The 24,611-nt window shown below is 73.6% G+C and carries 22 protein-coding genes; 15 read left to right on the plus strand and 7 right to left on the minus strand.

Translation table 11 applies throughout. From position 1 onward, the window contains the following. Nucleotides 1-46: 46 nt before the first annotated feature. From ABEB00_RS00890 to ABEB00_RS00920, 7 genes are all read left to right on the plus strand, one after another. Nucleotides 47-649 (plus strand): hypothetical protein, encoded by a 603-nt coding sequence (locus ABEB00_RS00890; protein ID WP_345616784.1) that lies wholly within the window; start codon nt 47-49, stop codon nt 647-649. Continuing rightward, entirely contained in the window at nt 646-1,290 is a 645-nt protein-coding gene (locus ABEB00_RS00895; RefSeq protein ID WP_345616786.1) for a TetR/AcrR family transcriptional regulator, read from the plus strand. The genes ABEB00_RS00890 and ABEB00_RS00895 overlap by 4 nt, the downstream gene beginning before the upstream one ends. A gap of 138 nt (nt 1,291-1,428) precedes the next feature. Continuing rightward, entirely contained in the window at nt 1,429-3,660 is a 2,232-nt protein-coding gene (locus ABEB00_RS00900) for a molybdopterin oxidoreductase family protein (RefSeq protein WP_345616787.1), read from the plus strand. A gap of 123 nt (nt 3,661-3,783) precedes the next feature. Continuing rightward, nucleotides 3,784-5,244 (plus strand): CitMHS family transporter, encoded by a 1,461-nt coding sequence (locus ABEB00_RS00905; protein WP_345616788.1) that lies wholly within the window; start codon nt 3,784-3,786, stop codon nt 5,242-5,244. Between the two features lies 1 nt (nt 5,245). Further along, a complete protein-coding gene (locus ABEB00_RS00910) occupies nt 5,246-6,463 on the plus strand; it encodes an MFS transporter (RefSeq protein ID WP_345616789.1) in 1,218 nt (405 codons plus the stop codon). Nucleotides 6,464-6,627: 164 nt separating this feature from the next. Further along, on the plus strand, nt 6,628-8,016 hold the full coding sequence (locus ABEB00_RS00915; RefSeq protein WP_345616790.1) for an aldehyde dehydrogenase family protein: 1,389 nt from the start codon (nt 6,628-6,630) through the stop codon (nt 8,014-8,016). Nucleotides 8,017-8,162: 146 nt separating this feature from the next. Beyond that, nucleotides 8,163-9,248 carry a Zn-dependent alcohol dehydrogenase gene (locus ABEB00_RS00920; RefSeq protein ID WP_345616791.1) on the plus strand — a complete coding sequence of 362 codons (1,086 nt, stop codon included), beginning with the start codon at nt 8,163-8,165 and terminating at the stop codon, nt 9,246-9,248. 19 nt (nt 9,249-9,267) lie between these two features. Here the strand turns inward: ABEB00_RS00920 and ABEB00_RS00925 are convergent, their stop codons facing one another. Then, on the minus strand, nt 9,268-9,975 hold the full coding sequence (locus tag ABEB00_RS00925) for an ArsR/SmtB family transcription factor (RefSeq protein WP_345616792.1): 708 nt from the start codon (nt 9,973-9,975) through the stop codon (nt 9,268-9,270). A gap of 137 nt (nt 9,976-10,112) precedes the next feature. Continuing rightward, nucleotides 10,113-10,751, minus strand: coding sequence for a TetR/AcrR family transcriptional regulator (locus ABEB00_RS00930; RefSeq protein ID WP_345616793.1), 639 nt, complete (start codon nt 10,749-10,751; stop codon nt 10,113-10,115). 70 nt (nt 10,752-10,821) lie between these two features. Between ABEB00_RS00930 and ABEB00_RS00935 the strand changes: the two genes are divergently transcribed. The 3 genes from ABEB00_RS00935 to ABEB00_RS00945 all read left to right on the plus strand — a co-directional run bounded on the left by ABEB00_RS00935 (nt 10,822) and on the right by ABEB00_RS00945 (nt 13,141). Next, nucleotides 10,822-11,973: an acyl-CoA dehydrogenase family protein gene (locus tag ABEB00_RS00935; protein ID WP_345616794.1), complete on the plus strand. Its 1,152-nt coding sequence runs from the start codon at nt 10,822-10,824 to the stop codon at nt 11,971-11,973. A gap of 128 nt (nt 11,974-12,101) precedes the next feature. Next, the gene (locus ABEB00_RS00940; RefSeq protein ID WP_345616795.1) at nt 12,102-12,389 is read left to right on the plus strand and encodes a YiaA/YiaB family inner membrane protein; all 288 of its coding nucleotides are present in this window, start codon (nt 12,102-12,104) and stop codon (nt 12,387-12,389) included. Nucleotides 12,390-12,496: 107 nt separating this feature from the next. Further along, complete coding sequence (locus ABEB00_RS00945) at nt 12,497-13,141, plus strand: TetR/AcrR family transcriptional regulator (RefSeq protein ID WP_345616796.1); 645 nt, start codon at nt 12,497-12,499, stop codon at nt 13,139-13,141. Here ABEB00_RS00945 and ABEB00_RS00950 read toward each other — a convergent pair. Next, the gene (locus ABEB00_RS00950) at nt 13,132-13,593 is read right to left on the minus strand and encodes a MaoC family dehydratase (RefSeq protein ID WP_345616797.1); all 462 of its coding nucleotides are present in this window, start codon (nt 13,591-13,593) and stop codon (nt 13,132-13,134) included. The two genes, ABEB00_RS00945 and ABEB00_RS00950, sit on opposite strands and share 10 nt — an antisense overlap. A 117-nt stretch (nt 13,594-13,710) precedes the next feature. On the opposite strand from ABEB00_RS00950, the gene soxR reads away from it, so the two are divergent. Next, nucleotides 13,711-14,187, plus strand: coding sequence for a redox-sensitive transcriptional activator SoxR (soxR, locus tag ABEB00_RS00955; protein ID WP_345616798.1), 477 nt, complete (start codon nt 13,711-13,713; stop codon nt 14,185-14,187). Between the two features lie 50 nt (nt 14,188-14,237). On the opposite strand, the gene ABEB00_RS00960 is transcribed toward soxR, so the two are convergent. Both ABEB00_RS00960 and ABEB00_RS00965 read right to left on the minus strand, forming a co-directional pair. Further along, entirely contained in the window at nt 14,238-15,017 is a 780-nt protein-coding gene (locus ABEB00_RS00960) for a 3-keto-5-aminohexanoate cleavage protein (RefSeq protein ID WP_345616840.1), read from the minus strand. A 54-nt stretch (nt 15,018-15,071) separates the two neighbouring features. Further along, on the minus strand, nt 15,072-15,674 hold the full coding sequence (locus ABEB00_RS00965; RefSeq protein WP_345616799.1) for a hypothetical protein: 603 nt from the start codon (nt 15,672-15,674) through the stop codon (nt 15,072-15,074). Nucleotides 15,675-15,949: 275 nt separating this feature from the next. On the opposite strand from ABEB00_RS00965, the gene ABEB00_RS00970 reads away from it, so the two are divergent. Then, the gene (locus ABEB00_RS00970; RefSeq protein WP_345616801.1) at nt 15,950-18,754 is read left to right on the plus strand and encodes a penicillin acylase family protein; all 2,805 of its coding nucleotides are present in this window, start codon (nt 15,950-15,952) and stop codon (nt 18,752-18,754) included. 30 nt (nt 18,755-18,784) lie between these two features. Here the strand turns inward: ABEB00_RS00970 and ABEB00_RS00975 are convergent, their stop codons facing one another. Next, a complete protein-coding gene (locus ABEB00_RS00975) occupies nt 18,785-20,023 on the minus strand; it encodes an exo-beta-N-acetylmuramidase NamZ family protein (RefSeq protein WP_345616841.1) in 1,239 nt (412 codons plus the stop codon). 226 nt (nt 20,024-20,249) lie between these two features. On the opposite strand from ABEB00_RS00975, the gene ABEB00_RS00980 reads away from it, so the two are divergent. From ABEB00_RS00980 to ABEB00_RS00990, 3 genes are read left to right on the plus strand one after another with little or no spacing between them, the layout of a single operon-like run. Further along, a complete protein-coding gene (locus ABEB00_RS00980) occupies nt 20,250-21,020 on the plus strand; it encodes an SDR family oxidoreductase (protein ID WP_345616802.1) in 771 nt (256 codons plus the stop codon). After that, nucleotides 21,017-22,711 (plus strand): class I adenylate-forming enzyme family protein, encoded by a 1,695-nt coding sequence (locus tag ABEB00_RS00985; RefSeq protein WP_345616804.1) that lies wholly within the window; start codon nt 21,017-21,019, stop codon nt 22,709-22,711. The genes ABEB00_RS00980 and ABEB00_RS00985 overlap by 4 nt, the downstream gene beginning before the upstream one ends. Before the next feature lie 39 nt (nt 22,712-22,750). Further along, nucleotides 22,751-23,344, plus strand: coding sequence for a TetR/AcrR family transcriptional regulator (locus ABEB00_RS00990; RefSeq protein ID WP_345616805.1), 594 nt, complete (start codon nt 22,751-22,753; stop codon nt 23,342-23,344). 42 nt (nt 23,345-23,386) lie between these two features. Here the strand turns inward: ABEB00_RS00990 and ABEB00_RS00995 are convergent, their stop codons facing one another. After that, nucleotides 23,387-24,610, minus strand: coding sequence for an acyl-CoA dehydrogenase family protein (locus ABEB00_RS00995; protein WP_345616806.1), 1,224 nt, complete (start codon nt 24,608-24,610; stop codon nt 23,387-23,389). Nucleotide 24,611 lies beyond the last annotated feature (1 nt).

Here is a 24,611-nt window from a genome sequence, read left to right on the forward strand (position 1 = left end):
TCGAAGAGGATCCGCACGGTCGGACCTTTGTTCTACGCTCACCGGCATGTCGTGGACGCGGAGATCACTCGCCGCGCTCGCGGTCTGCGTCCTGCTGCCGACCGGACTCGCGGGCTGCGGCTCCGGTGGTGCGGACGGGCCGGAGCGCGCGCTGCCGTCCGCCGCCGCGGGCCGGCTCCTGGAGGCCACCGACGAGGACGGGCGGCGCCTGCGCGAGGTGGACGGCGAAGGGGCGCCCGAGGTCGGCGTCGAGGTGCAGCCGGAGGCCGACGGCGGCTGGGCGGTGCGGCTGTCCGTCCGCGGCTTCCGCTTCTCGCCCGCCGGTACGCCGGCCAGGGCGGTGGCCGGCCGGGGCCTCGCGCACCTCTACGTCGACGGCGGCCTCGTCGGCCGGCTCCGCGGCCCCGGCCACCGGCTCGCGCCCGGCCTGGTGCCGCGCGGCACCCACCACGTCACCGCCCGCCTGTACGCCGACGACGGCACGGTCTGGGCGGTGGACGGCCGGCCCGTGCAGAGCACGGCGGACATCACCGCGTCGGAACCGGCGGCGGCCTCTCCCGCGGCCGGCGGGGACGGGACCGGGGGCGCGTTCGCGCGCCCGGTCCCGGGAGGCCGCGGTGCGCCCGGCGCGGACCGGGAGGCATCATGAGCAGCGTGCCTCCCCACGCGACCCCGCTGCGCCGCGCCCCCGTGCAGCGGCGCAGCGCCGAACGGCTGACCCGCATCCTCGACGCCTGCGCCGACCTGCTCGACGAGGTCGGCTACGACGGGCTGAGCACCAGGGCCGTCGCCCTGCGCGCGCAGGTCCCCATCGGTTCGGTGTACCGCTTCTTCGGCAACAAGCGGCAGATGGCCGACGCGCTGGCCCAGCGCAACCTGGAGCGGTACACGCGGCGGGTCACCGAACGGCTCTCCGAGGGAGCGGACGGCGACGACGCCGGGGGCGGTGACGGGGGGTGGCGGGCGGCGCTGGACGTGGTCCTCGACGAGTACCTGGAGATGAAGCGGACCGCGCCCGGTTTCTCGCTGGTGGACTTCGGCAACCAGATACCGGTCGGCGATCCGCGGGCCGCGCCCAACCACCGCGTCGCCGACCGCCTCACCGAACTGCTCTCCGGCCGCCTCGACCGCCACCCCGACGACGACCTGCGCCGCGTCTTCCTGGTCGCCGTCGAGACCGCCGACACACTGGTCCAGCTCGCCTTCCGGGTCGCCCCCGACGGCGACGAGCGGATCATCGAGGAGGCACGGGAGCTGCTGCGGGCGTATCTGGGGCGGGTTCTCGACTGAAGGCCGGGGGCGAGGGGGGCGAGCACCGGTCGTCCGGAACCGCCTTTCGCACAGCCTCCCCAGCATGCGTACCGGTCGGTATGCTCAGGGCCGGTCCCATGTCCGAGCGCCACCGCCGCCGCCCACCGGGAGGACCCCGTGTCCCGCACCGCCCTGCGCATCTGCCCCCTGTGCGAGGCCACCTGTGGCCTCACCCTCACCCTCGACGGCCCCCGCGTCACCGCCGCGCGCGGCGACCGCGACGACGTCTTCAGTCAGGGGTTCATCTGCCCCAAGGGCGCCTCCTTCGGCGCCGTCGACGCCGACCCGGACCGGCTGCGCGCCCCACTGGTGCGCCGGGACGGCGAGCTGCGCGAGGCGAGCTGGGAGGAGGCGTTCGACGCGGTCGCCGCGGGCCTCGCGCCGGTCGTCGAACGGCACGGCCCGCACGCCGTCGGCGTCGTCCTCGGCAACCCCAACGTGCACACCGTGGCCGGCGGCCTCTACCCGTCCGTCCTGCTCGCCGCGCTCGGCACCCGCAGCGTCTTCACCGCCTCCACCGTCGACCAGATGCCCAAGCACGTCTCCAGCGGGCTGCTCTTCGGCGACGCCAACGCCATCCCGGTGCCCGACCTCGACCGCACCGACCACCTGCTGCTCATCGGCGCCAACCCGCTGGAGTCCAACGGCAGCCTCTGCACCGCCCCCGACTTCCCGGGCCGGCTCAAGGCGCTCAGAGCGCGCGGCGGCACCCTCACCGTGATCGACCCGCGCCGCACCCGCACCGCGAAACTCGCCGACCGGCACGTCCCGATCCGCCCCGGCACCGACGCCCTGCTGCTCGCGGCGGTCGCCCACGTGCTGTTCGCCGAGGGCCTGACCGACCTCGGCGTGCTCGCCCCGCACGTCGAGGGCGTCAGCGAACTGCGGGCCGCGCTCCGGGACTTCACCCCGGAGGCGGTCGCCGCGGCCTGCGACGTGGACGCCGCCACCACCCGCGCCCTCGCCCGCGAACTCGCCGCCGCCCCCACCGCCGCCGTCTACGGCCGCATCGGCAGTTGCACGGTCCCGCACGGCACCCTGGCCAGTTGGCTGGTCGACGTCCTCAACACCCTCACCGGCAACCTCGACCGGCCCGGCGGCGCCCTCTTCCCGCAGGCCGCCACCGACAAGTCCCCGCGCCCCGCCGGACCGGGCCGCGGCTTCGCGCTCGGCCGCTGGCACTCCCGGGTGAGCGGACACCCCGAGGCCAAGGGGGAACTGCCGCTCTCCGCGCTCGCCGAGGAGATCGACACCGCCACCGCCGAGGGCGAGCCGGTCCGCGCGCTCGTCGCCATCGCCGCCAACCCGGTACTGTCCGCCCCCGACGGCGCCCGCCTCGACAAGGCGCTCGGCTCCCTCGACTTCATGGTGAGCGTCGACCCCTACCTCAACGAGACCTCCCGCCACGCCCACGTCGTCCTGCCGCCGCCCCCGCCCGCCCAGAGCCCGCACCACGACTTCGCCCTCAACACCCTCGCCGTACGCCACCAGGTCCGCTACACCCGGCCCGCCGTACCGCTGGAGCCGGGCCGCCCGGCGGAGACGGAGATCCTGGCCCGGCTGATCCTCGCGGCGACCGGCAGGCACGGCACCGACCCCGGCGCCGTCGACGCGACGGTGATCGCCCAGACCCTCGGCAAGGCGGTCACCGAGCCGCACTCCCCGGCGTACGGCCGTGACCCGCGCGCCCTCGCCGCGCTGCTGACCGGCGCCGACGGCCCCGAGCGGCGGCTCGACCTGATGCTGCGCCTGGGCCCCTACGGCGACGGCTTCGGCGTACGGCCCGACGGGCTGACCCTGGAGAAGCTGCTCGCCCAGCCGCACGGCATCGACCTCGGTCCGCTGCGCCCGCGCCTGCCGCAGCCGCTGAAGACCCGCAGCGGCAAGGTGGAGCTGCTGCCGGGGCCGATCGCCGGCGACCTGCCCCGGCTGCGCCGGGCGCTGGCGGAGCGGCCCGCCGGACTGGTCCTGATCGGCCGCCGCCACCTGCGCTCCAACAACAGTTGGATGCACAACATCCCGGCCCTCACCGGCGGCTCCAACCGCTGCACCCTGCATCTGCACCCCGAGGACGCCGCCCGGCTGGGCGTCGCGGACGGGGCGGTGGTGCGGGTGAAGGGCGCCGGGGGAGAGGTGACCGTCCCCGCCGAGGTCACCGACGCGGTCCGGCCGGGTGTGGTGAGCCTGCCGCACGGCTGGGGCCACGACCGGCCCGGCACCCGGCTCGCCCACGCCGCCCTCGATCCCGGCGTCAACGTCAATCAGCTCCTCGACGGCAGCCTGCTCGACCCGCTCTCCGGCAACGCGGTCCTCAACGGCGTACCCGTCGCGCTCGACACCACCCCGTGACCTGGAGTTCTGCGCTTATTGCTCGGTTGTCAACGTCTTGTTAACGCCGCTTCACGGCACCTAGCGTCGTCGCACCGCCGGCCTCCGGCGGGATGTTCAAGGGCGAACGTTAGGTACTCCTCCATGCTGACCCTCCTCGGCTTCGCCATGATCGCGACCTTCCTGGTCCTGATCATGCTGAAGAAGATGTCGCCGATCGCGGCGCTCGTGCTGATTCCCGCGCTGTTCTGCGTGATCGTCGGCAAGGGCGCCCACCTCGGCGACTACGTCATCGACGGCGTGTCCGGCCTCGCCCCCACCGCGGCGATGCTCATGTTCGCGATCGTCTACTTCGGCGTCATGATCGACGTCGGTCTCTTCGACCCGATCGTCCGGGCGATCCTGAGGTTCTGCCGGGCCGACCCGATGCGCGTGGTCGTCGGTACGGCGCTGCTCGCCGCGATCGTCTCCCTGGACGGCGACGGGTCGACCACCTTCATGATCACGGTCTCGGCGATGTACCCGCTGTACAAGCGGCTGAGGATGAGCCTCGTCGTGCTGACCGGGGTGGCCGCGATGGCCAACGGCGTGATGAACACCCTGCCCTGGGGCGGCCCCACCGCCCGCGCCGCGACCGCCCTGAAGGTCGACGCCGGCGACGTCTTCGTCCCGATGATCCCGGCGCTCGCCGCGGGCCTGCTCTTCGTCCTCGTCCTCTCCTACGTCCTCGGCCTGCGCGAGCGCCGACGGGTCGGCACGCTGACGCTGGACGCGGTGCTGGTGGGGGAGAAGCAGACGGAGACGGGAAGGGAGAAGGAGAAGGAGACGGAGAAGGAGACGGAGAAGGAGATGGTGCTGGTGGGGGCCGGGGGCGCGGGGGCCTCCGGTGGCCCGGAGCGGCACCCCGCCTCCTCGCACCCGGGCGCCGGCGGCGGCTCCGACCGGGACGACGCCGACGACGGCTTCCGGGGCCTCGCCCCGGACCGCCCCACCCTGCGCCCCAAGCTGTACTGGTTCAACGCGGTGCTCACCGTGGGCCTGCTCACCAGCATGATCATGGAGCTGCTGCCGATCCCGGTGCTGTTCCTGCTCGGCGCCGCCCTCGCGCTCACCGTCAACTTCCCCCACATGCCCGACCAGAAGGCCCGGATCGCGGCCCACGCCGACAACGTGCTGAACGTCTCCGGCATGGTCTTCGCCGCCGCCGTCTTCACCGGTGTCCTCACCGGCACCGGCATGGTCGATCACATGGCCGACTGGCTGGTGGGCGCCATCCCCGAGGGCATGGGCCCGCACATGGCCCTGGTCACCGGCGTGCTCAGCCTGCCGCTCACCTACTTCATGTCCAACGACGGCTTCTACTTCGGTGTCCTCCCGGTCCTCGCCGAGGCCGGCCGGGCCCACGGGGTGCCGACCCTGGAGATCGCCCGCGCCTCGATCGTCGGCCAGCCGCTGCACATGTCCAGCCCGCTCGTCCCGGCCGTGTACGTGCTGGTGGGCATGGCCAGGGTCGAGTTCGGCGACCACACGCGGTTCGTGGTGAAGTGGGCCGCCCTGACCTCCCTGGTCGTTCTCGGCGCGGGCCTCCTGTTCGGCATCGTCTGACGTGCGTCCCTACCCCCGTACACGAGGCTGGCTGCTCCGGCTCGTCATCGCCTTCGCCCTCGCGCAGTCGGCGGTGTCGATGGCCCGGCCCGCCGTCTCCTACCGGGCCCTCGCGCTGGGCGCGGACGAACGCGCGGTCGGGGTGATCGCCGGTGTGTACGCGCTGCTGCCGCTCTTCGCGGCGGTGCCACTGGGCCGCCGTACCGACCACGGCCGCTACGCGCCGCTGCTGCCCTTCGGCGTGGTGCTGATCGCGGGGGGCTGCGCCTTCAGCGGTCTGGCCGGGTCCCTGTGGGCGATGGCGCTGTGGAGCGGCGTGATGGGCCTCGGGCACCTGTGCTTCGTGATCGGGGCGCAGTCGCTGGTCGCCCGCCAGTCCGCGCCGCGTGAACAGGACCGCAATTTCGGCCACTTCACCATCGGGGCCTCCCTCGGCCAGCTCGTCGGGCCGGTCGCGGCCGGCGCGCTCATCGGCGGCCACGACATGGCGCACAGCAGCGCGATCGCCCTGCTGGTGGCGGGCGCGGGGGCGGCGGTGGCCTGCACGTCGCTGTGGCGCGTCGAGCACCGTACGGATCAGGCGGCCGGTACGAAGGCGGGCGCGCACGTGCCCGTCACGGACATCCTGCGGGCGCGCGGGGTGCCGGCGGGCATGCTCATCAGCCTCTCGGTGCTCTCCGCGACCGACGTCCTCACCGCGTACCTGCCGGTGGTCGGCGAGCACCGGGGCATCGCGCCGGCCGCGGTGGGCGTACTGCTCAGCCTGCGGGCGGCGGCCACGATCGCCTGCCGGCTGGTGCTGACGCCGCTGCTGCGGGCGGTGGGCCGCACCCCGCTGCTCACGGTGACCTGCCTGCTGGCGGCGCTGCTGTGCGCGGGCGTGGCGCTGCCGGTCCCGGTCCTGGCACTGGGCGCGATCCTCGCCGGCCTCGGGTTCTGCCTCGGCGTCGGCCAGCCGCTGTCCATGACCACCGTGGTCCGGGCGGCGCCGGACGAGGCCCGCTCCACCGCCCTCGCCCTGCGGCTGACCGGCAACCGGCTCGGCCAGGTCGCCGCACCCGCCGGGGCGGGCCTGGTCGCCGGGGTCGCGGGGGTCGCCGCGCCCTTCGTCATGCTCGGCGCCCTGCTCCTGCTCTCCTCGGGCGTGGCGCTGCGCGGGGCGGCACCCGCCGGGGGCGTCGCAGGCCGGGGAACGCCGGGAACGCCGGGAACACCGTGAACGCCGGGGTGTGCGTGGCGTGGCTGACCGCCGCTCCGCCCACCGCGTACGCCACACTCACCGCGGGGCCGGGGTGAGCCGCGCCTCACGACCGGCACTGGTGGAGAAAAACTATCGGCGCTAGTTTGGGGCTCGGACGACGAGGCCCGCCCGGAGGGAACGCCATGAAGGCACACGACGGCATGTACATCGACGGCGCCTGGCGGCCCGCCGAGAGCAAGGACACGATCGAGGTCGTGAACCCGGCCGACGAGCAGGTGATCGCCGTGGTCCCGGCGGGCAGCGCCCTGGACGTGGACGCGGCCGTGCGGGCCGCCCGCGCCGCCCTGCCGGGCTGGGCCGCCACCCCGCCCGCCGACCGCGCCGCACGGCTCGCCGCCCTGCGGGACACCCTCGTGGCCCGCAAGGACGAGATCGCCGAGACGGTCACCGCCGAGCTGGGCTCGCCGCTGAAGTTCTCCCAGGCGGTGCACGCGGGCGCGCCGATCGCGGTGGCGGGCTCCTACGCCGAACTGGCGGCCTCGTACCCGTTCGAGGAGAAGGTGGGCAACTCGGTCGTCCACCAGGAGCCGATCGGGGTGGTCGCCGCGATCACCCCCTGGAACTACCCGCTGCACCAGATCGTCGCCAAGGTCGCCCCCGCCCTCGCGGCGGGCTGCACCGTGGTGCTCAAGCCCGCCGAGGACACCCCGCTGGTCGCCCAGCTCTTCGCGGAGGCGGTGCACGAGGCCGGCGTCCCCGCGGGCGTCTTCAACCTGGTCACCGGCGTCGGCACGGTGGCCGGGCAGGCGCTCGCCGAGCACCCCGGCGTCGACATGGTCTCCTTCACCGGCTCCACCGCCGTCGGCCGCCGGATCGGCGCGGCGGCCGGTGCCGCCGTCAAGCGCGTCGCCCTCGAACTGGGCGGCAAGTCCGCCAACGTCATCCTGCCCAGCGCCGACCTGGCCAAGGCGGTCAACGTCGGCGTCGCCAACGTCATGTCCAACTCGGGCCAGACGTGCAGCGCCTGGACCCGGATGCTGGTGCACCGCGACGTTTACGCAGATGCCGTCGAACTGGCCTCGGCCGCCGCCGCCAAGTACGGCGAGCGCATCGGCCCGGTCGTCAACGCGGGCCAGCAGCAGCGGGTGCGCGGCTACATCGAGAAGGGCGTCGCGGAGGGCGCCCGGCTCGTCGCGGGCGGCCCCGAGGCCCCGCGCGACCAGGGCTACTGGGTCAGCCCCACGGTCTTCGCCGACGTCACGCCCGAGATGACCGTGGCCCAGGAGGAGATCTTCGGCCCGGTCCTGACGATCCTCGCCTACGAGGACGAGGACGACGCCCTGCGGATCGCCAACGGCACGGTGTACGGTCTCGCCGGGGCCGTCTGGGCCGGGGACGAGGCCGAGGCGGTCGCCTTCGCCCGCCGCATGGAGACCGGCCAGGTCGACATCAACGGCGGCCGGTTCAACCCGCTGGCCCCCTTCGGCGGTTACAAGCAGTCCGGCGTGGGCCGCGAACTGGGCGCGCACGGCCTGTCCGAGTACCTCCAGACCAAGTCCCTCCAGTTCTAGGGCGAAACACGCCCTAGCCCCGCGCCTCCCGTCATTCCCGTTCCGCCAGTTCCAGTCCCTCCAGCGCTGGTCCCGCCAGATGCGGTCCCTTCCGTCCTGGTCCCACCAGTTCTGGTCCCGCCGGTTCCAGGAGAGTTGCTTCCGTCATGGCTGTCCGTGCCGCCGTCGTCCCCGCGATCGGCTCCCCGCTGGAGATCACCGAGATCGACCTGCCCGAGCCCGGCCCCGGCCAGGTCCGGGTACGGCTGGTCGCCGCCGGGGTCTGCCACTCCGACCTGTCCCTGTCCGACGGCACCATGCGGCTGCCGCTGCCGGCCGTCCTCGGCCACGAGGGTGCCGGGACCGTCCTCGCCGTCGGCGACGGTGTCACCCACGTCGCCCCCGGTGACGACGTCGTCCTCAACTGGGCGCCGTCCTGCGGCACCTGCCACGCCTGCTCGCTGGGCGAGGTCTGGCTGTGCGCGAACGCCCTGGCCGGCGCCGCGCACGTGCACGCCCGCCGCACCGACGACGGTACCGACCTGCACCCCGGTCTGAACGTCGCCGCGTTCGCCGAGGAGACGGTGGTGGACGGCAGGTGCGTGCTGCCCGCCCCGGCCGGTGTCCCGCTCACCGACGCCGCCCTGCTCGGCTGCGCCGTCCTCACCGGATACGGCGCCGTCCACCACTCGGCCCGGGTGCGCGAGGGCGAGACGGTGGCCGTCTTCGGCGTCGGGGGAGTGGGCCTGGCCACCCTCCAGGCCGCCCGGATCGTGGGCGCCTCTAAGATCGTGGCCGTCGACGTCTCCCCCGCGAAGGAGGAGCTGGCCCGCGCCGCGGGTGCCACCGACTACCTGGTCGCCTCCGACACCACCCCCCGCGAGATCCGCGCCCTCACCGGCAAGCAGGGCGTGGACGTGTCCGTGGAGTGCGTCGGCCGGGCCGTCACCATCCGGGCCGCCTGGGAGTCCACCCGGCGCGGCGGCCGCACCACGGTGGTCGGCATCGGCGGCAAGGACCAGCAGGTCACCTTCCACGCCCTGGAGATCTTCCACTGGGGCCGCACCCTGGCCGGCTGCGTGTACGGCAACTGCGACCCGGTGCGCGACCTCCCCGTCCTCGCCGATCACGTCCGGGCCGGCCGCCTCGACCTCAGCGCCCTGGTCACCGAACGCATCGCCCTGGACGGCATCCCGGCGGCCTTCGAGAACATGCTGGCCGGCAAGGGCGGACGGGCGCTGGTGGTCTTCTAGACCGCGAGCAACGGGGCGGTCAGGCGAGCGCCGCCGCCTCGACGCCCAGCGACTCCGACAGCGCGCGCCTGCCCGCCGCCGTCACCCGCACCGCCCGCGCCGAACCGACGCGCACGCACCAGCCCGCGTCCAGCGCGTGCCGGCACAGCGCCGCGCCGGCCACACCGGCGAGATGCGGCCGCCGCTCGGTCCAGTCCAGGCAGGCACGGGCCAGCGGTCGGCGCCCGGTGCGGGCGAGCGGGATGCCGGCCGTGTCGAACCAGGCCAGCCCCGCGTCCGTGAGCGCGAACCCGGTGTCCTGCCGCAGCAGCCCCCGGGCGGTCAGCGCGTCCGTCACCGCGATGCCGAGCCGCCCGGCGAGATGGTCGTAGCAGGTCCGCCCGCGGGCCATCGCCGACCGGGTGCCGGCCGCGGCCAGTGAAGCCGGGCGCGGGGCCCCGGGTACGACCTGGGCGGTGAGGTCCTCCACCAGGTGCGCGACGCGCGCGTCGGCGAGGCGCACGTACCGGTGCCGCCCCTGCCGCTCCTCGGCCAGCAGGCCGCCCGCGACCAGCTTCCCCAGGTGCTCGCTGACCGTCGAGGCGGCCACGCCCGCGTGCCGGGCCAGCTCACCGGCGGTCCACGCCCGCCCGTCGAGCAGCGCCAGCAGGCACACCGCCCGCGTCTCGTCGGCGATCAGCCCGGCCAGCCGTGCCAGCCCGGCCGCACCGGGGTCCCTGGTGGTCATGTGCCCAGCATGCGGCAGGCACTCTTCGACGATCACCGAACGGTCCCCGCCAGCCCCCTGCTCAGGCGCCCGACCTCTGCTCGGACGCCAGACCCCTGCTCGGACGCCCGCCCCTTGCTCGGACGCCCGCCCCCTGCTCAGACGCCCGCGACCCGCTCGTACTGCCCGGCCAGCCCGTCCAGCAGCGCCGCGAGCCCCGTCTCGAAGGCCCGCTCGTCGATCTTCTCCTGCTGGTCGGCCAGCAGGTGCGCCTTCTGGAGATGGGGATAGTCGGCCGGGTCGTAGGCGCTCGCGTCGTCCACGAACCCCCCGGCGAAGGAGCCCAGCGCGGAGCCCATGATGAAGTACCGCATCAGCGCGCCGATGGACGTGGCCTGCGCCGGCGGCCAGCCCGCCGCGACCATCGCGCCGTACACCGCGTCCGCGAGGTGCAGCGCGGCCGGGCGGCGGCCGGGGCCGTGGGCGAGGACCGGGACGATGTTCGGGTGGTCGCGCAGGGCCGCCCGGTAGGAGACGGCCCAGTCGTGCAGGGCGGTCCGCCAGGGCCGGCCGTCCTCGAACATCGACAGGTCGACCTGCGCGCTCACCGAGTCGGCGACCGCCTCCAGGATCTCGTCCTTGGTGCGGAAGTGGTTGTAGAGCGAGGGCCCGCTGACCCCCAGCTCGGCCGCGAGCCGGCGGGTGGAGACGGCCGCGAGGCCCTCCGCGTCCACCAGCGCACGGGCCGTCGCGACGATCCGGTCGGTGCTGAGCAGGGGCTTGCGCGGTCGGGCCATGGCGCACATAGTAGGGCTGCGACCGTAAACTAGCAGTGCTAATTTTCTTCTCCGTGTGAGGTGGCCCGTCGTGAACCTGGAGCTCAGCGAGGAGCAGACCGCCGTCCGGAAGCTGGCCCGGGACTTCGTGGAGCGCGAGATCGCTCCCCACGTCGTGGCCTGGGACCGCGCCGAAGAGGTCGACCGGGCCATCGTCCGAAAGCTCGGCGGGGTCGGCTTCCTCGGTCTGACCGTCGACGAGGAGTACGGCGGCTCCGGCGGCGACCACCTCGCCTACTGCCTGGTGACGGAGGAGCTGGGGCGCGGTGACTCCTCGGTGCGCGGCATCGTCTCCGTCTCCCTCGGCCTGGTCGCCAAGACCATCGCCGCCTGGGGGGACGAGGAGCACAAGCGCCGGTGGCTGCCGGGTCTGACCTCCGGCGAGTACGTCGGCTGCTTCGGCCTCACCGAGCCGGGCACCGGCTCCGACGCGGGCAACCTCACCACCCGGGCGGTCCGCGACGGCGACGACTACGTGATCAACGGCACCAAGATGTTCATCACCAACGGCACCTGGGCCGACGTCGTGCTGCTCTTCGCCCGCTCCACCGACGCCCCCGGCCACAAGGGCGTCTCCGCCTTCCTGGTGCCGGCCGACACCCCCGGCCTGACCCGGCGCACCATCCACGGCAAGCTCGGCCTGCGCGGGCAGGCCACCGCCGAACTGGTCCTGGAGGACGTCCGGGTCCCCGCCGCCGCGATGCTCGCCCCCGAGGGCAAGGGCTTCTCGGTCGCCATGTCGGCGCTGGCCAAGGGGCGGATGTCGGTGGCGGCGGGGTGCGTCGGCATAGCCCAGGCCGCGCTGGACGCGGCCGTGCGGTACGCGGGTGAGCGCGAGCAGTTCGGCAAGAGCATCGCCCGGCACCAGTTGGTGCAGGAGCTGATCAGCGACATCGCCGTGGACGTGGACGCCGCCCGGCTGCTGACCTGGCGGGTCGCCGACCTGATCGACCGCGGTCAGCCGTTCACGGTGGAGTCCTCCAAGGCCAAGCTCTTCGCCTCGGAGGCCGCCGTCCGCGCCGCCAACAACGCCCTCCAGGTCTTCGGCGGCTACGGCTACATCGACGAGTACCCGGCGGGCAAACTGCTGCGCGACGCCCGCGTGATGACCCTCTACGAGGGCACCAGCCAGATCCAGAAGCTGGTCATCGGCCGGGCGCTGACCGGGGTGTCCGCCTTCTGAGACCTGACCCGGAGCGCCTGATCCGGAGTGCCTGATCCGGAGCGCCTGCCGCGCGGTAAGGGGCTGAGTACCTGACCTGAGTACGTCGGCGGATGTGGTCGCGGCCGGCTCCGCCGATGCTTGTGGGCATGAGCGAGACACCGGTCAAGCAGCAGAACACCGCCGCCTTCTACGGGCAGGCCGTCGCGTCCTTCGGGGTCGCCATGGCCGCGACCGCCGTCGGCATCTTCCGGCTGGAGGCCGACGCCTGGGTGCGCGGCTTCCTCGCCATCGCCGTCCTCTACCTCGTCACCTCCGCCTTCACCCTGGCGAAGATCATCCGTGACCGGCAGGAGGCCGGGCAGATCGTCAGCCGGGTCGACCAGGCCCGGCTGGAGAAGCTGCTCGCCGAACACGACCCCTTCGAGAAGCTGTGAGCCGCTCCCGCGGACCGGCCGGCGATCTTGTCCGGCACACTCCCTAAGCGCCCGCTCAGCTTCGGCGGTATGGTGGACCTCCTGTCACCGGAAGGGGCCACGAGGCGATGAGTACGGCGGAGGAGACCAGGGGCGGCGAGACCGAGCCCTGGGGCGAGGTCACCCCGGACGCGGCCCGGCGGCTGCTGGTCGCCGCGGTCGAGGCTTTCGCCGAGCGCGGCTACCACGCCACGACCACCCGGGACATCGCGGGGCGGGCCGGGATGAGCCCGGCGGCGCTCTACATCCACTACAAGACCAAGGAAGAGCTGCTGCACCGCATCAGCCGGATCGGCCACCAGCGGGCGCTGGACATCCTGCGCACCGCGGCCCGGGGCGAGGGCGGCGCCGCCGAGCGGCTGGCCGACGCGGTCGGCTCCTTCGTCGGCTGGCACGCGGGGCGGCGCACCACCGCGCGTGTGGTGCAGTACGAACTGGACGCGCTCGGGCCCGAGGCCCGCGCCGAGATCGTCGCGCTGCGCCGGCGGTGCGACGCCGAGGTGCGCGGGATCATCGAGGACGGCGTGGCCACGGGCGAGTTCGAGGTGCCCGACGTCAAGGGCACCACGCTGGCCGTGCTCTCCCTCTGCATCGACGTGGCCCGGTGGTTCAACGTCAACGGCTCCCGGACGCCGGACGAGGTCGGCGCGCTCTACGCCGACCTCGTGCTGCGCATGGTGGGGTCGAAGGCCCGAGGCGCCGGTCAGAGGTAGTAGCGCGAGACGGACTCCGCGGCGCAGACCGGCTTGTCGCCGCCCTCGCGTTCCACGGTGAAGGCGAGGGTGACCTGGACGCCGCCCTTGACGTCCTCGACGCCCGAGAGCGTCGCCGTGGCGCGCAGCCGCGAGCCGACCGGCACCGGGGAGGGGAAACGGACCTTGTTGGTGCCGTAGTTGACGCCCATCGTGACGCCCTCGACGCGGATGAGCTGCGGCCCGAACAGGGGCAGCAGGGACAGCGTCAGATAGCCGTGCGCGATGGTGGTGCCGAACGGGCCCGACGCGGCCCGCTCCGGGTCCACGTGGATCCACTGGTGGTCGCCGGTCGCCTCGGCGAAGAGGTCGATCCGCTTCTGGTCGACCTCCAGCCAGTCGGTGTACCCCAGTCGCTCGCCCACCGCCGCCTTCAGATCGTCGGCGGAGGTGAAGATCCTCGGCTCTGCCATGGTGTTCCGGCCTCCCACGTAAGGACATCTCTAAGCAACTGCTTAGCATGGTCGGCCGGGCGGTCCCTGTCAACGGACGTGACCGGGCCGCGGGTGCGGTTGAGTAGGCTCCGAGAGGTGCCCCAGATCCCAGAGACGATCCACGAGCTGACGGTCGGCCAACTCGCCGCGCGCAGTGGTGCCGCCGTGTCCGCCCTGCACTTCTACGAGGCCAAGGGCCTGATCCGCAGCCGCCGCACCGCGGGCAACCAACGCCGCTACTGCCGTGACACCCTGCGCCGGGTCGCCTTCGTCCGCGCCGCCCAGCGCGTCGGCATCCCGCTGGCCACGATCCGGGGTGCGCTCGCCGAACTCCCCGAGGAGCGCACCCCCACCCGGGACGACTGGGCGCATCTCTCCGAGGTCTGGCGGGCCGAGCTGGACGAACGCATCAAGCAGCTCAACCGCCTGCGCGACCATCTCACCGACTGCATCGGCTGCGGCTGTCTCTCCCTGGACACCTGCGTCCTGTCCAACCCCGACGACGCCTTCGGCGACCGCCTCACCGGCTCCCGCCTGCTGGCGGAACGCCCCCGCCACGCGCCGCCCGCCTAGAGTGCCGGCCGGCCCGGACCGCTCGGGCCGAGCCGGCCCGCCCTCGCACCTCACTCCCCGCCGTCGCTCCCGCCCTCGCACCTCATCCCCCGCCGTCGCCCCCCGCCCTCCCGCGCCGTCCTCCACTCGGTCAGCCCGGCGCCCACCAACTCCGCGTTGGAGGCGGCCCGTCGGCCGTCCGGCAGGAACAGCGTGTCCTCCAGGCCGACGCGGGTGCGCAGGCCGAGCCGGCCCGCCAGGCGGAGCACCGGCCAGGCGCCGGCGTCCTCGCCGTGCAGCAGTACGGGCCGGCCGTGCGCGGCGCCCAGAGCGGACAGCAGGCCCCGCGCCGAGCGGACCGCGGCGGCCGGGTCGGTCTCCGTGACCTCGGCGAGGACGCGCAGTACCCTCGGCCCGAGGGGTGAGCGCGCGAACCGGGCGGCGCCGTCCGTCCCGGACCACAGCCCCGCCTCGACACCCACACCCCGCTCCAGCAGGGCGGCGGCGATCTCCTCGGCGCCGGGCTCGTGCCAGTTGACCGAGGCGTGGTCGGGCAGCACGGTCCACGCACGCACCCGCCGCAGCCGGGCGGCCGGGTCGGGTTCCGCCCACGCGCCCGTGGTCACGCCCACCCGGACGGAGGCCGGCAGCCGCGCCCGGAGCGCCGCCAGCGTCGCCGCCAGCACCCGCGGCGACAACGTGTCCCGCCCGCACGGCGCCTTGGGGTGGACATGGACGTCCGCGGCGCCGGCCGCCACCGCCCCGGCCGCCGAGCCGGCCAGCGCCCCGGGCGACAGCGGCACCGCCGTGCCGTCGGCCGGCCCCCGGGCCCCGTTCACACACACCTGCATCCAGGTCACGCGCCCCCCGTTCCCGGCCCGTTCCCGGCCCGCAAGGCGTACGGTTCAGGCGGACATCAGCAGGTGACCGCGCCGGGTGGCCGCCAGGGCCTCGGACGTGAGCACCGGCCTCGGCACCAGGATTCCGCAGTCCGCGCAGACCGGACCCGCCGACGGCTCGTGGTCCAGGTCGTACTTCCACCACAGCCGTTCGCCCGCGCACACCGGGCAGAGGGCGCCCGGCTCCCGCTCCAGCGCGGCGATGATCCGGCGCAGCACCTCGGCCAGCGGCTCATGGGGATGCCGCCGCGGGTCGTCGCACCACGCCACCCCGAACCCGCCCCAGGTCAGCCGGTGCCAGTCGTCCACACTGCCGGGCCTGCGCAGCCCGTCGTGCTTCTCCTTCCTGCGCCGCTCGGCGAAGTCGACCTCGTAGGCGAGCCAGACCGAGCGCGCCTCCTCCAACTCGCCCAGTGCGGCCACGAGCCGCGCCGGGTCGGGTGACCTGTCCTCCGGTGCGAAACCCCACCGGGAGCACAGGTGGTCCCAGGTCGCCCGGTGCCCGTAGGGGGCGAACCGCTCAAGGCACTTGCGCAGCGAGTAACGCCGCAGCGCCAGGTCGCCCCGTGGATCGCGAACCTGTCTCGCCAGACTTCGGAAACCGGCCATCGCCCTGCACCTCCGTCACACCTGCACCTGTTTTCCGGTCACTTCGGCGTCCCTGTACGGCCTCGTACGGACGTTGCCGAATAGACGTATCGACACGCGAATCGGCTCCATCCGATTTCCGATGGACCCCATAAGCCGGCCGAGCCGCCTCTGCAGTCGATTCCTGTGGTCCGTGTGTCCGCTGTGCCGACTTCGAAAAGTGACGCATGTTCACCTTCAATCCCGGGGGACACCGCCGGTAGCGTCCGGCCCCACCCCCGTCGGGAGGAGCCGCCATGCCACGACGCACCCCACGCAACGCCCTCTACAGACCGAGAACTCCCCGCAGGTTCCACGGGTTCCTGAAGACGGCTTCGCTATGCGTCCTCATCACCGGTCTGCTGTCCCCTCTTTCCCCGGCATCGGCGGCCGACGCCCCGTCCGCGACGCAAGCGGCCGAGACGCGGGCCGTCGAGGCGGCGGCCGCCGACCACTGCGGCGGCCAGTGCTCCGAGATCCTGCCGCCCGGCCAGAACGGCAACGCGACCCTCGCCCAGATCCTGCTCAACCAGGCGTTCGGCACCCAGCCCGCGCACGCCGAGGACCAGCTCGGCCCGTACGCGAACCTGGCCACCGGGCATCCCGCGCTCACCGACGGCACCATCAACTCGTTCTTCGACGAGTCCTCGTTCGGCGTCCCGGCCGGCCAGGTCGCCTCCACCGTCCGCCCGGCCGGCCGCACCGACGTGACGATCGTCCGGGACAAGAAGAGGGGCGTCCCGCACATCACCGGTACCACCCGCTACGGCACCGAGTTCGGCGCGGGCTATGCCGCCGCCCAGGACCGGCTGTGGCTGATGGACCTCTTCCGCCACGTCGGCCGCGGCGAGCTGACCTCCTTCGCGGGCGGCGCCCCGGCCAACCAGGGCCTGGAACAGCAGTTCTGGCGCAGCGCCCCGTACACCGAGGCCGAGCTGGAGGCCCAGATCGCGAGCGCCGCCGCGAAGTCGGGGGAGCGCGGGCAGCAGGCACTGGCCGACGTCGACGCCTACGTGGCCGGCATCAACGCCTACATCGACACCTCCGACCAGGCCCGCAACTTCCCCGGCGAGTACGTCCTGACCGGCCACAAGGACGCGATCACCAACGCCGGCACCATCGAACACTTCAGGCCGGCCGACCTGGTCGCGCTGGCCTCCGTCATCGGCTCGCTCTTCGGCTCGGGCGGCGGCGGCGAGGTCGACAACGCGCTGTCGCTGCTCGCCGCCCAGGAGAAGTACGGCGTCGCCGCGGGCACCGAGGTCTGGGAGTCCTTCCGCCAGCGGGACGACCCCGAGGCGGTCCGCACCGTCCGGGACGGCAGCTTCCCGTACCTGCCGGCGCCGCAGAACCCGCAGGGCCGGGCCCTGCCCGACGCCGGGTCGGTGACGGCGCAACCGCTGGTGTACGACCGTACGGGCAGCGCCGCCGCGGCGAGCGGCCAACCGGCCCGCGCGGCCGTCTCCACCGCCAGGCGCGGCATGTCCAACGCCCTGGTGGTGAGCGGCGACCACACCGCGAGCGGCCACCCGATCGCCGTCTTCGGCCCGCAGACCGGCTACTTCGCCCCCCAGCTCCTGATGCTCCAGGAGATCCAGGGCCCCGGCCTCAGCGCCCGCGGCGCCTCCTTCGCGGGCCTGAGCATGTACGTCGAACTGGGCCGCGGCCAGGACTACGCGTGGAGCGCGACCACCTCGGGCCAGGACATCATCGACACCTACGCCGTCGAGCTGTGCCAGGACGACCACCACTACCTGTACCGCGGCACCTGCGTGCCCATGGAACTGGTCGAGCGGAAGAACGCCTGGAAGCCGACCGTGGCCGATTCCACGGCGGCCGGTTCGTACACCATGCGGGTCTGGCGCACCAGGTACGGGCCGGTGGAGTACCGCGCGACGGTGGGCGGCAAGAAGGTCGCCTACACCTCGCTGCGCTCGTCCTTCCTGCACGAGGCGGACTCCATCATCGGCTTCCAGATGCTGAACGACCCGGACTACGTCAAGGGCCCGCAGGACTTCCAGCGGGCGGTGCGGCACATCAACTACACCTTCAACTGGTTCTACGCCGACTCCGAGCACACCGCGTACTACAACAGCGGCGACAACCCGGTGCGGGCGGACGGCGTCGACGCCGACTTCCCCGTCTGGGCGCGCCCGGAGCGGGAGTGGCGCGACTGGGACCCGGCGGGCAACACCGCCGCCTACACCCCGGCCTCGGCCCACCCCGCCTCGGCGGACCAGGACTACTACGTCTCCTGGAACAACAAGGTGGCCCGCGGCTACTCGACCGCGTCCTGGGGCACCGGCTCCGTCCACCGCGGGAACCTGCTCGACGACCGGGTGCGCGAACTGGTCGCGCAGGGCGGTGTCACCCGGGCCTCCCTGGTGCGGGCGATGGCCGACGCGGGCCTCACCGACCTGCGCGCCGAGGACGTGCTGCCGGAGCTGCTGAAGGTGATCGACACCGCCCCGGTGACCGACCCCGCCGCCGCGACGGCCGTCGACCGGCTCCGGGCCTGGCTGTCGGCGGGCGGCAAGCGCACCGAGACCTCGGCCGGGGCGAAGAAGTACGCCCACGCCGACGCGATCCGGGTGCTCGACGCGTGGTGGCCGCTGCTGGTGCGGGCCGAGTTCGAACCGGGCCTCGGCACCGGTCTGTACACCGCCTTCACCCGCAACCTGCCCGTGGACGAGGCACCGTCCGCCGCCCACGGCCCGACCGGCGGCCACGCCGGCAGCGCCTTCCAGTACGGCTGGTGGAGCTTTGTCGACAAAGATCTGCGCGCCGTGCTGGGGGAGACGGTGCGCGGGCCGCTCGCCCGGACCTACTGCGGGGGCGGCGCCGTGGGCGCCTGCCGGGGCGCGCTGCTCACCACCCTGAAGGAGGCGGCGGGCAGGACGGCGGCGCAGGTCTACCCCGGCGACGACGCCTGCGCGGCCGGCGACCAGTGGTGCGCGGACGCGATCATCCACCGCACCCTGGGCGGCATCAAGCACGCCCCGATCGCCTGGCAGAACCGGCCGACCTACCAGCAGGTGGTGGAGTTCCCCTCACATCGGTGACCGGCCCCGGCGGCGGTCACCGGTAGAGCATCACCGGTAGAGCAGGTACTGGCGGCGGACCCTGCGGAACGCCGCCAGTTCCGCCTGCCAGCCGGCCACCACCTCGTCGGTGTCCGCACCGGCGTCGATCATCGTGCGCACCCGGGTGGAGCCGGTCAGTTTGTCGATCCAGTTGTCCGGCCGCCAGGCGAAGCCGTCCCAGACCCGCCTGGCGGTCACCAGGAGCGCGATCCCGGTGCGCACGGGGTCGAAGGCCGCCCGGTCGTGCACATGGAGCTGCACGCCCCCGACCGTCTTCCCCTGGAACTTGGAGAAGGTCGGGGCGAAGTACGCCTCGCGCAGGCGCACGCCGGGCAGGCCGGCCTCGTTGGCGGCGGCCGCCCACCGCCCGTCGACGCCCTCCGCGCCGAGCAGTTCGAACGGGCGGGTGGTGCCGCGCCCCTCCGACAGGTTCGTGCCCTCGAACAGGCAGGTCCCCGAGTACACCAGCGCGGTCTCCGGCGTCGGCATGTTCGGGCTCGGCGGCACCCAGGGCAGCCCGGAGGCGTCGTAGAAGTCCGACCGCCGCCAGCCGGTCATCGGCACCGTCTCCAGCTCCACCGGCGCGGTCAGGAACTCTCCGTTGAACAGTCGCGCCAGCTCGGCGACGGTCATGCCGTGCGCCTGCGCGATCGGCTCCCGCCCCACGAAGGTCGCGAACTCCTTGTGCAGGACCGGGCCGAGCGCGGCCCGCCCGGTCACCGGGTTCGGCCGGTCCAGTACGACGAACCGCCTGCCCGCCAGCCGGGCCGCCTCCATGCAGTCGAACAGCGTCCAGATGTACGTGTAGAAACGCGCGCCCGCGTCCTGGATGTCGAAAACCACGGTGTCCACGCCGGACGCGGTGAAGACGTCCGCGAGCGGCTGCCCGCTCTTCAGGTACGTGTCGTAGACCGGCAGTCCGGTCGCCGGGTCGTCGTAGCGGCCCTGCGAGCCGCCCGCCTGCGCGGTGCCCCGGAACCCGTGCTCGGGGCCGAAGACGGCGGTGAGGTCCACCCGGTCGTCCGCGTGCATGACGTCGACGAGGTGGCGCACGTCCCGGGTGATGCCCGTCGGGTTGGTGACCACGCCGACCCGCTGCCCTGCCAGCGGCGCGTACCCGCCGGCCGCGAGCCGTTCGAAGCCGGTACGGAGCCGGCCGCCGGCGTCCGCCGCGGCCTGGGCGCTTCCGCCCGCGGCGGCCGTCACCACGGCCGTGGTGGCGAGCAGGGTCCGTCGGGACAGCGTCATGTCGGTGACCTCCATGAGCGGCGCGCGTGTCATGCCCACGCACGCTAGCCGCCGTCCGGCCCGGACGGAACGAGGCCGACCGGCGAACACCTCTTCCGCCGCACATACCGACTGGTTAGTCTGGCGTCGCTGAGCAGCGGACCGCTGAGCGGTGAGCGGTGAGCCGGGTGCCGGGTGCCGCGAGCTGGGTGCCGGGAGCCGTGTCGCGTCGCGTCGAAGGAGACCGATGGTGGAAGCCGTACAGGACGCCGGAGTCGTCGTCACCGGAGCGGGAGGCGGTATCGGCGCCGCGCTGGCCCGCCGCTTCGCCGCCGAGGGCGCCCGGGTCGTCGTCAACGACCTGGACGCGGACCGGGCGAAGGCGGTCGCCGAGGAGATCGGCGGCACCGCGGTCCCGGGCGACGCCTCCGTGATCGTCGCCGAGGCCCGCGACGCGCTCGGCGGCCGGATCGACGTGTACTGCGCCAACGCGGGCGTCGGCTCCGGCGGCAGCGAGCAGGCCGACGAGGCCGTCTGGGCGCTCGCCTGGGACGTCAACGTGATGGCCCACGTCCGCGCGGCCCACGACCTGCTCCCGGACTGGCTGGAGCGCGGTGCCGGACGCTTCGTCTCCACCGTCTCCGCCGCCGGACTGCTCACCATGATCGGCGCCGCGCCCTACAGCGTCACCAAGCACGGCGCGTACGCCTTCGCCGAGTGGCTGGCGCTGACGTACCGCCACCGCGGGGTGAAGGTGCACGCGATCTGCCCGCAGGGCGTGCGCACCGACATGCTCACCGGCAGCGGCAGCGCGGGCGACCTGGTGCTCGCGCCGACCGCGATCGAGCCCGAGGCGGTGGCCCAGGCCCTGTTCGAGGGCATCGCGGAGGACCGCTTCCTGATCCTGCCGCACCCCGAGGTCGCCGAGTACTACCGGGCGCGGGCCGGCGAACCGGAGCGCTGGGTGCGCGGCATGAACCGGCTCCAGCGGCAGTGGGAGGAGGCGAGGGACCGGTGACCGCCCCGGACTCCGCCTCCCGCCCCGCCGCCGGCTCGCCCTACGCGGCCAAGCCCTGGCTCGCCCTGCTGACCGAGACCCAGAAGGCGCCGCTCCACCCGGAGGACTCCCTGGCGCGGGCGCTGCGCCGGGTCGCCGCCGAGCATCCCCGGCGCACCTTCCTCACCTACTTCGACGGCCGCCTGACCTACCGCGAGGCGGACCGGCTGAGCGACTCCGTCGCCGGTCACCTCGCCGCCCGCGGGGTGCGGCGCGGCGACCGGGTCGCCGTCCTCCTCCAGAACTCCCCGCACTTCGTCCTCGCCGTCCTCGGCGCCTGGAAGGCCGGGGCGGTCGTCGTCCCCGTCAACCCGATGTACAAGTCGGGCGAGGTCGGCCACGTCCTGCGGGACTCCGAGGCGGTGGCGCTGATCTGCTCCGACCGGGCCTGGGAGTCGTATCTGCGCGAGACGGCGGCCGACTCGCCGGTCACCTGCGTGCTGACCGCCTGCGAGCTGGACTTCCAGACCCGCGGCGACCCGCGCGTGCTCTCCTTCGAGCGGCTGCCCCGCGCCGCCGGCACCGACGACCTCACCGAGGCCGCCCGCGCGGGCCACGCCGCCCCCGAGGACCGCGACCCGGCCCCCGGCGACACCGCGCTGATCAGCTACACCTCGGGTACCAGCGGCGCCCCCAAGGGCGCCACCAACACCCACCGCAACGTCATGTACAACGCCGAACGCCAGCGCACCGGCCTCGCCCTGCCCGAGGCCCCGGTGTACTTCGCGCTCGCGCCGCTGTTCCACATCACCGGCATGGTCTGCCAGCTCGGCGCCTGCCTCAACAGCGCGGGCAACCTGGTCCTCGTCCACCGCTTCGAGCCGGGCGTCGTCCTCGACGCCTTCGCCGAGCACCGGCCGCACTACACGGTCGGCCCCTCCACCGCCTTCATGGCCCTGGCCGCCCACCCGGACGTCACCCGCGCCCACTTCGCCTCCTTCACGAACATCTCCTCCGGCGGCGCCCCGCTGCCGCCCGCCCTGGTGGAGAAGTTCCGGGCCGGCTTCGGTCCCTACCTCCGCAACGGCTACGGGCTCACCGAGTGCACCGCGCCCTGCGCCGCGGTCCCGCCCCACCTGGAGGCACCCGTCGACCCGGTCTCCGGCACCCTCGCGGTCGGCGTGCCGGGGCCCGAGACGGTGGTCCGGATCGTCGACGACCTGGGCGCGGAGGTCCCCTTCGGCGAGCAGGGCGAGATCGTCGTCAGCGGCCCCCAGGTCGTCCCCGGCTACTGGCGCCGCCCCGACGCCACCGCCGAGACCTTCCCCGGCGGCGAACTGCGCACCGGCGACATCGGCTTCATGGACGCCCAGGGCTGGCTGTACGTGGTCGACCGCAAGAAGGACATGATCAACGCGTCCGGCTTCAAGGTCTGGCCGCGCGAGGTCGAGGACGTCCTCTACACCCATCCGGCGGTGCGCGAGGCCGCCGTCGTCGGGGTGCCCGACGAGTACCGCGGGGAGACGGTGAAGGCGTACATCAGCCTCCGTCCGGGGGCCGGGACCGAGCCCGACGCGCTCGCCGCGTACTGCAAGGAGAGACTGGCGGCGTACAAGTACCCGCGCCAGGTGGAGATCCTGCCCGAACTGCCGAAGACGGCGAGTGGCAAGATCCTCCGTCGGGAACTGCGTTCCCGTACCACCCACGACTGACTCCTCACGAGCAGTGTCACGGAAAGGCAGGTGGCGGCAGTGCCCAGGACGACGGACGGGGACACGACCCCGGTACCGCAGCGGCTCCTGGCCGCCGCCACCCGGCTCTTCGCGGAGCAGGGCTACGACCGCACCTCGGTGCAGGAGATCGTCGAGGCGGCGGGCGTCACCAAGGGAGCGCTGTACCACTACTTCGGTTCCAAGGACGACCTGCTGCACGAGGTCTACGCGCGGGTGCTCCGCCTCCAGCAGGAGCGCCTGGACACCTTCGCGGGCGCCGACCAGCCGGTCGGCGAGCGGCTGCGCGGCGCGGCGGCCGACGTCGTCGTCACCACCATCGAGAACCTCGACGACGCGTCGATCTTCTTCCGGTCCATGCACCACCTGAGCCCGGACAAGAACCTCCAGGTGCGCGCCGAGCGCCGGCGCTACCACGAACGCTTCCGCGCGCTCATCGAGGAGGGCCAGCAGACCGGCGTCTTCACCAAGGAGACCCCGGCCGACCTGGTGGTGGACTACCACTTCGGGTCCATCCACCACCTGTCCACCTGGTACCGCCCCGACGGCCCGCTCAGCAAGCAGGAGGTCGCCGACCACCTCGCCGACCTCCTGCTGCGCGCGCTCAGACCCTGACCCGAGGACCCGAGGCCCCGAGAGCTTGAGGGCCCGGGGGAACTAGAGGTACTTCTTCAGCTCCCGCCGGGCCAGCGACCGCTGGTGCACCTCGTCGGGGCCGTCCGCGAGCATCAGCGTGCGGGCGCCGGCGTACAGCTCGGCCAGCGGGAAGTCCTGGCTCACCCCGCCCGCGCCGTGCAACTGGATCGCCCGGTCGAGGATGCCGACCACCGTGCGCGGGGTGGCGATCTTGATGGCCTGGATCTCGGCGTGCGCCCCCCGGTTGCCGACGGTGTCCATCATCCAGGCCGTCTTCAGCACCAGCAGCCGGAGCTGCTCCACGGCGACCCGCGCGTCCGCGATCCAGTTCTGCACCACGCCCTGCTGGCCGAGCGGCTTGCCGAACGCGGTACGGGACACCGCCCGCCGGCACATCAGCTCGATCGCCCGCTCGGCCATGCCGATCAGCCGCATGCAGTGGTGGATGCGGCCGGGGCCGAGCCGGGCCTGGGCGATGGCGAAGCCGCCGCCCTCCTCGCCGATCAGGTTCGACACCGGCACGCGCGCGTGGTCGAAGACCACCTCGGCGTGGCCGCCGTGCCAGTGGTCCTCGTAACCGAAGACGTGCATCGCCCGTTCGACGGTGACGCCCGGGGTGTCGCGCGGGACCAGCACCATGGACTGCTGGCGGCGGATGTCGTCGCCGTCCGGGTCGGTCTTGCCCATCACGATGAAGATCTCGCAGTCCGGGTTCATCGCCCCGGAGATGTACCACTTGCGGCCGGTGATGACGTACTCGTCGGCTCCGTCGGAGGCCCGCTCGATGCGGGTGGTGATGTTGGTGGCGTCGGAGGAGGCCACCTCCGGCTCGGTCATCGCGAACGCGGAGCGGATCTCCCCGGCGAGCAGCGGCTCCAGCCACCGCTTCTTCTGCGCCTCGTCGCCGAACTGCGCCAGCACCTCCATGTTCCCGGTGTCGGGCGCCGCGCAGTTGGTGGCGGTCGGCGCGAGCTGCGGGCTGCGGCCGGTGATCTCGGCGAGCGGCGCGTACTGCAGGTTGGTCAGCCCCGCGCCGTGCTCGGCGTCGGGCAGGAAGAGGTTCCACAGGCCCTGGCGCCGGGCCTCCGCCTTGAGGTCCTCCACCACCTGCGGGGTCTGCCACGGCGAGGAGAGCAGGGCCCGCTGCTCATGGGCGGTCCGCTCGGCGGGGTGGACGTGCTCCTCCATGAAGGCGAGCAGCTTGGCGCGCAGTTCCTCGGTGCGCGCGTCGAACGCGAAGTCCATG

Origin of the sequence: Streptomyces ziwulingensis (assembly GCF_039542605.1) — a bacterium.
Lineage (GTDB): Bacteria > Actinomycetota > Actinomycetes > Streptomycetales > Streptomycetaceae > Streptomyces > Streptomyces ziwulingensis.

Bases quoted from the DNA above. Each gene is read 5' to 3' on its own strand.
- ABEB00_RS00930 (WP_345616793.1), bottom strand. From the start codon at position 10,751: ATGGCCCGACCGCGCAAGCCCCTGCTCAGCACCGACCGGATCGTCGCG.
- ABEB00_RS00960 (WP_345616840.1), bottom strand. From the start codon at position 15,017: ATGCAGGTGTGTGTGAACGGGGCCCGGGGGCCGGCCGACGGCACGGCG.
- ABEB00_RS00920 (WP_345616791.1), top strand. From the start codon at position 8,163: ATGGCTGTCCGTGCCGCCGTCGTCCCCGCGATCGGCTCCCCGCTGGAG.
- ABEB00_RS00950 (WP_345616797.1), bottom strand. From the start codon at position 13,593: ATGGCAGAGCCGAGGATCTTCACCTCCGCCGACGATCTGAAGGCGGCG.
- ABEB00_RS00890 (WP_345616784.1), top strand. From the start codon at position 47: ATGTCGTGGACGCGGAGATCACTCGCCGCGCTCGCGGTCTGCGTCCTG.
- ABEB00_RS00975 (WP_345616841.1), bottom strand. From the start codon at position 20,023: ATGACGCTGTCCCGACGGACCCTGCTCGCCACCACGGCCGTGGTGACG.
- ABEB00_RS00965 (WP_345616799.1), bottom strand. From the start codon at position 15,674: ATGGCCGGTTTCCGAAGTCTGGCGAGACAGGTTCGCGATCCACGGGGC.
- ABEB00_RS00915 (WP_345616790.1), top strand. From the start codon at position 6,628: ATGAAGGCACACGACGGCATGTACATCGACGGCGCCTGGCGGCCCGCC.
- ABEB00_RS00905 (WP_345616788.1), top strand. From the start codon at position 3,784: ATGCTGACCCTCCTCGGCTTCGCCATGATCGCGACCTTCCTGGTCCTG.
- ABEB00_RS00945 (WP_345616796.1), top strand. From the start codon at position 12,497: ATGAGTACGGCGGAGGAGACCAGGGGCGGCGAGACCGAGCCCTGGGGC.
- ABEB00_RS00895 (WP_345616786.1), top strand. From the start codon at position 646: ATGAGCAGCGTGCCTCCCCACGCGACCCCGCTGCGCCGCGCCCCCGTG.
- ABEB00_RS00980 (WP_345616802.1), top strand. From the start codon at position 20,250: ATGGTGGAAGCCGTACAGGACGCCGGAGTCGTCGTCACCGGAGCGGGA.
- ABEB00_RS00995 (WP_345616806.1), bottom strand. From the start codon at position 24,610: ATGGACTTCGCGTTCGACGCGCGCACCGAGGAACTGCGCGCCAAGCTG.
- ABEB00_RS00940 (WP_345616795.1), top strand. From the start codon at position 12,102: ATGAGCGAGACACCGGTCAAGCAGCAGAACACCGCCGCCTTCTACGGG.
- ABEB00_RS00925 (WP_345616792.1), bottom strand. From the start codon at position 9,975: ATGACCACCAGGGACCCCGGTGCGGCCGGGCTGGCACGGCTGGCCGGG.
- ABEB00_RS00970 (WP_345616801.1), top strand. From the start codon at position 15,950: ATGCCACGACGCACCCCACGCAACGCCCTCTACAGACCGAGAACTCCC.